General features: G+C 60.1%; 10 protein-coding genes. 9 read left to right on the forward strand and 1 reads right to left on the reverse strand.

Translation table 11 applies throughout. The features are described from left to right. Positions 1-308: 308 nt before the first annotated feature. Positions 309-1,544 (reverse strand): helix-turn-helix domain-containing protein, encoded by a 1,236-nt coding sequence (locus DC366_RS18720; protein ID WP_108693680.1) that lies wholly within the window; start codon positions 1,542-1,544, stop codon positions 309-311. Between the two features lie 238 nt (positions 1,545-1,782). Here DC366_RS18720 and DC366_RS18725 point away from each other — a divergent pair, with 238 nt between their 5' ends. The 9 genes from DC366_RS18725 to DC366_RS18765 all read left to right on the forward strand — a co-directional run bounded on the left by DC366_RS18725 (position 1,783) and on the right by DC366_RS18765 (position 10,274). Beyond that, positions 1,783-2,667, forward strand: coding sequence for a recombinase family protein (locus tag DC366_RS18725; RefSeq protein WP_108693681.1), 885 nt, complete (start codon positions 1,783-1,785; stop codon positions 2,665-2,667). Positions 2,668-2,810: 143 nt separating this feature from the next. After that, positions 2,811-4,004: a plasmid partitioning protein RepA gene (gene repA / locus DC366_RS18730; RefSeq protein WP_108693682.1), complete on the forward strand. Its 1,194-nt coding sequence runs from the start codon at positions 2,811-2,813 to the stop codon at positions 4,002-4,004. Next, on the forward strand, positions 3,988-4,920 hold the full coding sequence (gene repB, locus DC366_RS18735) for a plasmid partitioning protein RepB (RefSeq protein ID WP_108693683.1): 933 nt from the start codon (positions 3,988-3,990) through the stop codon (positions 4,918-4,920). The genes repA and repB overlap by 17 nt, the downstream gene beginning before the upstream one ends. Before the next feature lie 213 nt (positions 4,921-5,133). After that, positions 5,134-6,345: a plasmid replication protein RepC gene (gene repC, locus DC366_RS18740; protein ID WP_108693684.1), complete on the forward strand. Its 1,212-nt coding sequence runs from the start codon at positions 5,134-5,136 to the stop codon at positions 6,343-6,345. 169 nt (positions 6,346-6,514) lie between these two features. Then, positions 6,515-8,551: a ParB/RepB/Spo0J family partition protein gene (locus DC366_RS18745; RefSeq protein WP_108693685.1), complete on the forward strand. Its 2,037-nt coding sequence runs from the start codon at positions 6,515-6,517 to the stop codon at positions 8,549-8,551. A 93-nt stretch (positions 8,552-8,644) separates the two neighbouring features. After that, a complete protein-coding gene (locus tag DC366_RS18750; protein WP_243405229.1) occupies positions 8,645-8,965 on the forward strand; it encodes a UCP036055 family protein in 321 nt (106 codons plus the stop codon). Between the two features lie 349 nt (positions 8,966-9,314). Further along, positions 9,315-9,569 (forward strand): type II toxin-antitoxin system ParD family antitoxin, encoded by a 255-nt coding sequence (locus tag DC366_RS18755; protein ID WP_108693687.1) that lies wholly within the window; start codon positions 9,315-9,317, stop codon positions 9,567-9,569. A 139-nt stretch (positions 9,570-9,708) separates the two neighbouring features. Then, the gene (locus DC366_RS20590; protein WP_108693686.1) at positions 9,709-9,858 is read left to right on the forward strand and encodes a type II toxin-antitoxin system RelE/ParE family toxin; all 150 of its coding nucleotides are present in this window, start codon (positions 9,709-9,711) and stop codon (positions 9,856-9,858) included. 110 nt (positions 9,859-9,968) lie between these two features. After that, positions 9,969-10,274, forward strand: coding sequence for a hypothetical protein (locus DC366_RS18765; RefSeq protein ID WP_243405230.1), 306 nt, complete (start codon positions 9,969-9,971; stop codon positions 10,272-10,274). Positions 10,275-10,377 lie beyond the last annotated feature (103 nt).

Raw genomic sequence — 10,377 nt, forward strand, 5'->3', positions numbered from 1 at the left:
ATCTCATATTTAAGGGCAAAGGACAGCCGTTGATTTCGTTGGATTTCTCATCTCACAATTATGGGCTACGCGACACCGGCCTTTTCGCTCTCAAGCCTTACCAATAAATACGAGACGATTGACCTAACGATAGGTTTTTATTTGCTTTTTCGAGTTGATTTGCCAGAGCGCTGTCTCAGAATTATGGGCGATGGTATCGCAGATACGGGCAAAATTTCAATTTTACTGGCAAAGGGTGGGCATTGATTGTTGATTTTGTTCGGTTCTTCATTGCAGGTGTAACGGTCGCGCGACACGAACCAAGGGCATCACTGTAGCGCGGCCAGTTCATCAAGGATATCTTCGGCAAGCGCTGCGTTGTCCCGATCCTGCATCGACCTGGCCTCTGTCGCCCGTGTCTCAACGATCCGCCACATGCGATAGCGCCCCTGCCCCGTGACCTCCCGGATCAGGCCCCGCTCCTCCATCCAGTCGATGTTGCGCTGAACCGTCGCCCGGTGCGCCCCAGTTAGTTTCTCGGCCAGCTGTACTGAGACCAGCGGCCAGCTTGTGAAGAGGTGCCGCAGCATCGGTGGAGTCTTGCCCGAGAGCGGCGCCATCGTTCGCTCCGCCGCCGCCGCCCAGGCTTCGATCTCCTCCAGCCTGCGCAGGGCTGCGAATGTCGCGCTCTCCATCGCACTCAGCCAGCGCGCTAACCGGGCGGGCGGGTCCCCGATCGCGCGGAAGCCCCCTCCCCCGCCCATGGCGATGGGTGCGAAGATTGCGCCCGGGGCGCTCCCCGACGGCGCGAGATCGGCGATCGCGACACGCGCAGCCGTCACCGCAGCCTCGAGCGGATCGTCGACCGGCGAAAGCTCCGCGACATGCCAGAGGTGGAACCCCATGCAGGCCCGCGTGACGGGGTGGAGGTCTTCGGCCTGATCCATCATCGCGAGCCATCCGGCGGCCCGGTCCTCGAAGGCTTCGCGCTCTGCCATCTCGACCACGCGCGAGGGAGCCTTGGCATCTTCGAAACGCTCCCCCTGCCCCGTGCAGTTGCGCCGATCGAGAAAGGTTTCGAGGTCGCCAACACCCGACCGACGCGCGAACGGCGCGGGTCCGCCCGTCAGCCGCCGCACAGTCCAGCCGATCCGATACAGCGCCTGCGCATCATCCGTTACGGTCGAAACCCGCAGCGCCATGTAAAGGGACAACCGGTCGAGGCCGATCCGGTCCTGTGTAAGCCAGCTGAGATCCGATGCCTCGATCAGGGCGAGCCGTTGCCGCCAGCCAGCCGGGCCGCGGCGCAGGCGTTCATCGAGGATCCCCAGGCGCGCCGCAACGCGGGCGAGCTGCGCCGCCTGCCCGGCCTCGGCCGCGCGCCAAGCATCTACGACTTCGAATTCCTTCGCCTCAGGCGCAGGTCCGGGAGGCAAGTAATCCGGTTCGTCCTCTATCGGCCCGGGCAGGAACCAGAGGTCAGCATCATCCGTGCCCTCGGACGCCTCCATGTCTTCGAGAGGCACCCCGTCGTCGTCCTTGTATGTCAGGCGTAATCGGCTCATACGCGCATTATACAGCCATTATGCGCGCTTGGCGATGAAGTTTGAGGGACTGCGTTCTCCTCTACTATAGAGGAGCCCGAGGGTGCTGTCTTCTCGAGAGCGATGGAGCGCCTCTTGTGGGCTTCAGCCCATAGATACAAGGCTTCCCGAACTCAGCGCGACAAGGGAAACGCCCCTTGCAAACGTTTACAAACGGTCGTTTAGTAGCGTTATATGAAACTGCAAAAGGCCTGTTTTGATGCCATTGATAGGCTACGCGCGCGTTTCAACCGAGGATCAAACCCCCCTGCCCCAGTCGCAGGCCCTGAAGTCTGCGGGTTGCGCCGAGATCCATGAAGAACAGGCCTCGGGCGGAAATCGTGCGCGGCCGGTCCTTGCGCGCGTGTTGGAGCGCGTGGCCAAGGGCGACACGCTGGTTGTCGTGCGCATTGATCGTCTGGCGCGATCGCTGTCGCATCTCTTGGAGGTGATCGAGCGGCTTGAGGCGAAGGGCGCGTTCTTTCGTTCCATTCAAGACCCGATCGACACTGCCTCGCCGCAGGGCAAGTTCACGCTGCAGGTTCTGGGGGCCGCGGCCGAGTTTGAACGCGCCCTGATACGTGAACGCACGAAGGCCGGCTTGGCGAGCGCAAGGACTAAAGGACGCGTGGGCGGCAATCCCGGCCTGCGCGCGCGAGACCCTGCCGCACAGCGCAAGGTGCGGCTGGCGCGGCGGGACGGATATATGGAACGACTAAACGAGACCGCGCAAGACTGGGTGCCGCATGTACGCCAGCTGCGCCCTGATATGGCTTGGGAGGATGTGCTGCGCATTGTCAATGCCCCCCTGCCCGAGGCGCGGCGCTGGACGCAAAGCCGCTTGTTGCGCGCCGTGAACGCCTATGTCCGCGACGGCTTCTTAGCAGAAACAGTGCTAGGGCGTGCCGGACGCCGCGAAACGGACGATCGCCTGCCCGCCATTGTCGCAGGCATCAAGGGCGCGGATCCCGACATCACGCTTCAGGCTATCTGTGATCGGCTGGAGGCGATGCGCGAACGCACGCCCCGTGGGCGGACAAGCTGGCAGCCGTCATCGGTGATAATGCTTCTGGAACGCGCTGAGAAACTAGGGTTGCTTGACTGAATTGAGTAGTGCCTGCGCTTGTGCCTGTGTGGCTGAACCACACCATATCTAGAAAGAGCTTGCGCGAATCTGATAGCTCGGGCAATAGTCTCGATAAATAACGCGCGGTCACATAAAAAACGCGCCCACGAATCGAGGCAGAGATGAGCGAAGCTGAGCAGGACCTGGACATTGCCATCGGGCATTACGCAGAGCTTCTCGCGTCCAACCTTCATGCGCAACGTGCGGCCCACTTCCCTCCCGACGCCAAGAAAGTCATGCGCAGCCTAACTAGCGGCGAGGCGGCCGAGTTGCTTGGCGTCGATCATACCTACCTTCGCAAGCTTCATCGAGAAGGAAAGATCGCTGACGTCGAAACCACCGCGGGTAACCACCGGCGGTATACACTCGATGATATCTGGGAGATCCGCCACACACTAGAGGCAAACGCGAAGAAGCCTGGAACCTACTTGCCGGGGCGTCGTGCAGGTGACGAGCTTCAGATTGTCTCCGTTGTGAACTTCAAAGGCGGCTCCGGGAAAACGACAACATCAGCTCACCTTGCGCAGCGCTTGGCTCTCAAGGGATACCGTGTCCTTGCGATCGATCTGGACCCCCAGGCATCCTTTTCCGCGCTGCATGGCATCCAGCCTGAGCTGGACCTGATGGAGGGTGGCACGCTGTATGACGCGGTTCGTTACGATGAACCGGTCCCGATCTCGGAAGTAATCCGTAAAACCTACATCCGAGGCCTCGACCTTATCCCCGGGAACCTAGAGCTCATGGAATTCGAACATGAGACGCCGGCTGCCATCCAGCGAGGCGGAGCCCGAGCGTTCTTTGCCCGTGTGCGTGACGCGCTCGATAGTGTTGAAGCAGACTATGACGTCGTCGTCATCGACTGCCCGCCGCAGCTTGGCTTCCTGACCATGTCTGCCTTGTCGGCGTCCTCTGGGGTGCTTGTCACCGTTCACCCGCAGATGCTCGATCTCATGTCTATGTCGCAGTTTCTGCGCATGACCGCTGATCTGCTTGGCGTCATCCGGGACGCCGGCGCAAACCTTCGTTTTGACTGGCTGCGTTTCCTGCCAACCCGCTACAAGGTGGGCGACGCACCGCAAACTGAGGTCATTGCCTTCATCCGGGGTCTTTTCGGCAGGTCGGTCCTGACCAATCACATGGTCGAATCGACTGCGATTTCGGATGCGGGGCTCACAAAGCAGACGCTCTACGAGGCCGACAAGAAGGAATTCACGCGCCAGACTTTCGATCGCGCGATCGATTCCATGAATGCCGTCAACGACGAGATCGCTGCGATCATCCAGAACACGTGGGGACGCAATGGCAAGAAAGCCTAAACTCGGTCTGCCCTTGCAGACCCTGCGCAACGCACCCGACGCTCTTGAGGGGCGCAGGCTCCGAGGTGGTGTTTTCGAAATCGACCCCGATCATATCGAGACTGCAGGTCGGCTTGATGACCGACTTCAGATCGAGATCGAGGGTCTGAAGGCATCGATTTTCAAGAACGGCCAACGTGTTCCTATCCTGGTGCGCCCGCTTGAGAGTGATCGCTACAGCCTGATCTATGGCCGCCGTCGCCTTGAGGCTTGCAGAGAACTTGGGATCAAGGTCCGCGCAATTGTCACGGAAATGGAGGGCGATCAGGCGTTACGCGATCAGCTGCTGGAAAACCAGGAGCGAAGAGATCTGAGCTTTATCGAGCGCGCGCTCGTAGCCGCTGCCTTGCTTGATGGAGACCACCTGGGCGAGTCAGAGCGCACAAACAAAGGCGTTGCCGAGGTTCTCAATCTGACCGAGGCCGGGGTTTCGCAGTTGTTAAGCGTTGTCCGCACCGTAGGAGAGGATCTTGTCCTGGCCATCGGTGCGGCACCTGGGATCGGTCGACCCCGTTGGGAGGAACTCAAGAAGTGTCTTGGGGCTGCAGATGTGGACCACGAGCGACTCGCAACCTTGGCCAATGAAACCAAGTCGATCCATTCGGGTGGAATCGATGAGAAGTCCGACCGGGCGTTTTTGGCGGTCCTTTCTGCGGCGGGGAAGACCGAGCACTCCACATCCTCGACTCGCTCGCGCGGCCAGCCCGGCATGGTCATTCCGGGGGTCGGTGCTGCAACCGTCACGACCGGACGCCGTGGCAAGCAACTCAAGCTCGAGTTGAAGTCCGAGGATACTGAATTTGTCAGCTGGCTTGAGGGCAATGCCCCGCAGCTGCTTACCGAGCTTCATGAGCGCTGGAAGCGATCAGAAGACTGAGGAAGAGCAATTAACAAAAAGGAGGCACGATACAGGCAAGAATGAAAAAGGCCCCGAGAAGCTAGCTTCACGAGACCTTTCTTAGGTTTCGAACGGGACCAGCCCGCTACAAAACTTCAGTTTTCGCACCTCTGAATGTAGCGATCTGGCCCCTCTCCCGCAAGCGCAAAGCGATTCGCGGGCCACTCAAATTTTGCCTTCGTGAATATTTTCATGGAGTACACACCAATTTCGCCGTTTATGCGGCCCATCTCGCACGCTCATCTGCGCGTGATCGAGCGGCCCGAGGCATCTGTCCCGGGCAAGCCTGTCAACAAGTGGGAGCTTCTTCGCGAGCTGTCCAAGGCGCAGGCCGCCTTTGGGGTCTCTGAGCGCGATCTGACCGTTCTTCAGGGGCTTCTCAGCTTCTTTCCGGATGATGCGCTTGGCGGGAACACCGAAATGGTTGTCTTCCCATCTAACAAGGCGATCTGCGAGCGGCTGAACGGCATGCCTTGCTCGACGATGCGCCGTCACCTCGCTCGACTGGTAGAGGCAGGCTTGCTAATGCGGCGGGATAGCCCCAACGGGAAGCGCTATGTACGCAAGCGTGGTGAAGAGCGCGTGGCTTTCGGCTTCGACCTCTCCCCGCTCTATTGCCGGGCAGAGGAGATTGCACGGGCCGCAGAGGCTGTGCGTGAGGCCGAAGACCGAGTGCGGCGGCTTAGAGAGGTGGTGAGCCTCATGCGTCGCGACCTGGCCGCTCTGGCGGAGTTCGGTGAGGAGGTCCAGCCCGGGCTTGGTCTATGGGACCAGCTCCGCGACACGGCCGTCCTCATAGTCCGCGCTCTTCGCCGGAAGCTTTCACTTGAGGATCTATCGGTCTATCGGACTGAACTGGAGACTCTTCTCGATCGGGCGCGCAACGTCATAGATGGCCCTGAAACAGAAGAAATGAACACCAATGATGCCCATTTTGAGCGCCACCATCATAGTTCAAATAAAGAATCTATAGATCTTGAACCTGCCTTAGAAAAAGGCGGGGCAGCAGACGACGTCCCAGAAGCTGATACATGTGTGCGGGATTCTGACGTTGAAGAGCTGGACACAAGACGAGTGCCGAAGATCCCGCTCCATCTAGTAATCACAGGCTGTCCGTCGCTCAGGACCTTTTATCAGGGCGATATTCGACACTGGCACCAGCTTTTCGACGCGGCCAGCCACGTACGGCCAGCCATGGGGATCAGTCTTTCTGCTTGGGAAGAAGCGCAGCGCTGTATGGGACCAGAGCAGGCCTCGATCGTCGTCGTGGCCATGTTGGAACGCTTTGCCGACATTAGATCACCGGGTGGGTACTTGCGGGCGCTGACGTCCAAGGCTGCGGCGGGCGAATTCTCTTGCGGGCCGATGGTTATGGCTCTGATTGGTCGGCGGAGTGCAGCTTAACAGCTGTTAAGTTCAGATGGGGGCAGGGCTGAGTTGGCATGACTTAACAGCTGTTAAGTCGAGTCTTGGCAACCACACGGTTATCTAGAGGGAAAGGAGTGTTGGTTTGAGGGCGACGGGAAGTGAGATCGGGAGAGTGGCTTCCGGCAACCGTCGCGGAGAATATCTGATGACCAAAGCTGTCCAGAAAATCACCCTGTCCCCTTCGCGGGATATCCCTTTCGACAAGCTGGTGCTGAGCCAGTCCAACGTGCGAAGCATCAAGGCTGGCGTGTCCGTCGAGGAACTCGCCGAAGACATCGCCCGCCGCGGTCTGTTGCAGAGCCTGAGCGTGCGGCCCGTGTTGGCTGACGATGGGACCGAGACCGGCAAGTTCGAGATCCCGGCCGGGGGTCGTCGGTTCCAAGCAATGTCCTTGCTGGTGAAGCAGAAGCGTTTGGCAAAGAGCACGCTCATTCCCTGCATCGTGCGGGACGCGGGCTCTGACATCCTCGCCGAGGATGACTCTCTTGCGGAAAACATGCAGCGCGTCGCCCTGCACCCGCTCGATCAGTTCCGCGCGTTTGTGGCGCTGCGGGACAAGGGCCAGAGCGACGCAGAGATTGCTGCGGCCTGTTTCGTGACGCCGCAGATCGTGAAGCAGCGCCTCAAACTTGCCTCCGTCGCCCCTGCCCTGCTTGAGATCTATGCCGAAGATGGCATGACGCTGGAGCAGCTCATGGCCTTCACCGTGAGCCCCGATCACGCGCATCAGGTTCAGGTCTGGGACGTGATCCATTCATCCTGGAACAAGGAGCCATTCCAGATCCGGCGCATGCTGACCGAGACCTCGGTCCGGGCGTCCGACCGACGCGCGGTCTTCGTGGGTGTTGATGCCTATGAAGCGGCTGGTGGCACGATGCTGCATGACCTCTTTCAGGGCGATGACGGTGGTTGGCTCGAAGACCCTGCCCTGCTCGATCGGCTGGTGACGGAAAAACTCCAGTCCGAGGCTGTGACGGTTGCGGTTGAGGGTTGGAAGTGGATCGAGGTCGCGCTTGACCTGCCCTACGGCTACAGCCACGGCCTGCGGTCCATGTCCGGCGATCCGGCACCAATGACGGATGATGAAGGTGCGGCCCATGCCAAGCTGCTCGCCGAGTATCGGGCGCTGGAAGAAGAATACGCGGGTCAGGATGAAATCCCCGACGAGGTCGACACGCGGCTTGGCGTGTTGGAAACGGAGATGGAAAAGATCGAGACCCGGCCGGTGATCTTCGATCCGTTGGAAATCGGACGGGCAGGGGCGTTCGTCACGCTCGATCGCTACGGCGCGCTCGCAGTTTATCGCGGGTATGTGCGTCCAGAGGATGAGCCCGTTGAGGAGACCGCGGTCCAGGATGGTAGTGATCCTGCGGTGGCGGGGCAGGGGGATGATCGTGATCTCACCGATGGCCATGCCAGTGCCCCTCGTGTCGGAACCGTCATCACGTCAGGTGGCCAGCCGATCGGAGCTGACTTGCCGGAGGATGAGGATGACGGAGCGCTGAAGCCGCTGCCCGAGCGGTTGGTCATGGAGTTGACGGCCCACCGTACGCTGGCGCTGCGTGAAGCGATCGGGCGCTCGCCGGATGTCGCGCTGGCGCTTTTGCTTCTGAAGCTGGTGACGGACACTTTCCGCACCTCCTCTGCTTCGGTCAGCTGTCTCGAAGCCTCCGTGCGTCACGTCTACATGTCGGCGCAGGCGCCCGATCTGAAGGACAGCGCGCTGCATGGGAAAGTGAACCCGTACGGAGCAGGCATCTCTGCTGGCGGTCTGACCCGGCGTATGGCGCATTCCGATCTCGTGGCGCGCGCGGTTGATCTCGATATGGTCGAGGCGGGCTGGGAGCCGACGGTCGACACCTATCTTAACCACGTGCCCAAGACCCGCATCCTCGAGGCCGTACGTGAGGCCAAGGGGGAGGGGAGTGCCCAACTCCTCGATCACCTGAAGAAAGGCGAGATGGCCAGTGAAGCCGAGCGATTGCTGAAGGGCAGCGGCTGGTTGCCCGAGGTCCTGCGCCGTGTCGATCTCGTGGCGCTGGACGACGGTGAGGACTGTGCCGAAGGGCAGGGGGCGGATGCCGAAGCGGCTGACAGCGTCAGTGAAGCTGACCTTCCCGCGTTCCTGACGGATGACCTGCCTGCTGAAAGCAGCGTCGATGCTGGCCGCGGAATAACGTGATCCAGCGGGGGCAGAGTTTCCGCCTCCAATCACCCTATAATTTAACAATATCAATAAGATGATTTCGAATATTCGCATTCGGAATGGGGAATCATGTCTGCAAGAACCATCATCGACACAGCCCCCTTCGGGGCGCGCATTCGCTACACCGACGGCAGTCCCAAGCCACCAGCACGCTTCACCAAGAAGCTGGCGGCCTGGGAGCGCTCGCACGGTGTCGGCCGCCTTGTAAAAAAGGAACCACCCCGGCCTTACGCGACCTGGACGGCACCTGCGTCGTTAACGCTGCATGAGGGCAACTTCTCCTCGGACGGGGTGATCCTCGTCACCATCATGCGCAGCCATTCCACTGACAGCGCCCTCGCCTTCGACGTAGCGGAGGAGCCGAAGCCCGGGCAGCGACGCGTGGCTTGAAATTGTCGGCGATGAAACTAGCGAAAGGGTAGGGGGCGCGGACTTGGCCGCCTGTAACCGAGGGGTCCGCCCAAGCGCGGGCCTCTTATCCATCACGACCTTGTCCCGCCATGTCGTGGGGCGCCAAAGGAACCATTCCTAAGGAAGGACGTATCCAACCAAGAGCTTGGTCGGGAGGCTTGCGGCAAAAGCATCAGCGAGACAACCGGCTCCAGGGGTTGGACCCGTCGGAACGACCCGCCGGGTTCGGGAGCGCAGTAAACGGTTAGGTCCAGTCTGGTGGCGCTGGCGCTCTCATTGACAGTCTTTGGCAATCTATGCCATCCTCATGAGAAAGGAGATCAAGACCATGGCCACCATGAATGTCTCATTGCCCGACCCGATGAAGACCTGGGTCGAGGCGCAAACCAAGGATGGGCGCTATAGCAACGCCAGTGACTACGTTCGCGATCTGATCCGGCGGGATCAGGACCGCCACCGCGCCATTGCGGAGCTGCAGCAGCTCGTCGATGAGGGCATTGCCAGTGGTCCCGCAAGGCACCTGGATTTCGAAGCATTTCTTGCCCGCAAGCGAGATCAGAATGCCGACACAAACGGTCACTGAATGCCGACTGTCTCCCGCAGCATTGAGCGATCTGGACGCGATCTGGGATTACACCCTGCGCCTCTGGTCTGTTGGCCAGGCTGAAACCTAGATTCGCGCGATTGGCTGCGATATGTCCCTGCTGGTGTGACACTCGGAAATCGCGCGCGAACGGCTCGAAATTCGCCCGCCGGTGCGGGTGCTCCGCTCAGGGTCCCATCTCATCCTCTATCGGATCGAAGTCGGCTGGCTGGAAGTGCTGCGTATTGTGCATGCGCGGCAAAATTGGACGGCTTATATCAACGAATGATCCTGTCTCTGTGTCCCACAAGCCGACAGTCGATATTCTTCTACCATATGAGGATCTGCCCATGAAACCCGCAGACGAAACCGCGCATCGCGGCCAACCTTGCGAAGATCATGGCGATGATCTGCATCCGGAATACACACCTTGAAGACCTGCACGCAGGCACGGTGCCGATAACCAGGACGGGGGACTATTCCGATGTCTGGGTGATCGATGCGACGGGTCGGAAAATACCATGGTTTGAGGCCGCCCATATCGACGACGTCCAGATGGCAGGCCTGATGCGTGACATCATCAACCGCCTGTTCACGTTTCACATGAAGAGCGACGATCCAGGTTTCCGGGAGGACCTTGATCGTTGGATGGCTATCGCTGGCAAATGGGACGATCCGGTGCTGGATCAGGCCTTCCTTGAGTAAGCCTCCGGCGGCGGCCGTCTGATTTGGGGATCGATCCGATGGTAAGTCCGACCTTATGTCCGACTTTATCAACCGCCCTCAAATCGAAGTTCTTTCCGCCGCT

Origin of the sequence: Pelagivirga sediminicola (genome assembly GCF_003072125.1) — a bacterium.
Lineage (GTDB): Bacteria > Pseudomonadota > Alphaproteobacteria > Rhodobacterales > Rhodobacteraceae > Roseovarius > Roseovarius sediminicola.

What these genes read in the sequence shown, in the direction of transcription:
- DC366_RS18720 (WP_108693680.1), bottom strand. Translation starts at nt 1,544, where the DNA reads ATGAGCCGATTACGCCTGACATACAAGGACGACGACGGGGTGCCTCTC.
- DC366_RS18725 (WP_108693681.1), top strand. Translation starts at nt 1,783, where the DNA reads ATGCCATTGATAGGCTACGCGCGCGTTTCAACCGAGGATCAAACCCCC.
- repA (WP_108693682.1), top strand. Translation starts at nt 2,811, where the DNA reads ATGAGCGAAGCTGAGCAGGACCTGGACATTGCCATCGGGCATTACGCA.
- repB (WP_108693683.1), top strand. Translation starts at nt 3,988, where the DNA reads ATGGCAAGAAAGCCTAAACTCGGTCTGCCCTTGCAGACCCTGCGCAAC.
- repC (WP_108693684.1), top strand. Translation starts at nt 5,134, where the DNA reads ATGGAGTACACACCAATTTCGCCGTTTATGCGGCCCATCTCGCACGCT.
- DC366_RS18745 (WP_108693685.1), top strand. Translation starts at nt 6,515, where the DNA reads ATGACCAAAGCTGTCCAGAAAATCACCCTGTCCCCTTCGCGGGATATC.
- DC366_RS18750 (WP_243405229.1), top strand. Translation starts at nt 8,645, where the DNA reads ATGTCTGCAAGAACCATCATCGACACAGCCCCCTTCGGGGCGCGCATT.
- DC366_RS18755 (WP_108693687.1), top strand. Translation starts at nt 9,315, where the DNA reads ATGGCCACCATGAATGTCTCATTGCCCGACCCGATGAAGACCTGGGTC.
- DC366_RS18765 (WP_243405230.1), top strand. Translation starts at nt 9,969, where the DNA reads ATGGCGATGATCTGCATCCGGAATACACACCTTGAAGACCTGCACGCA.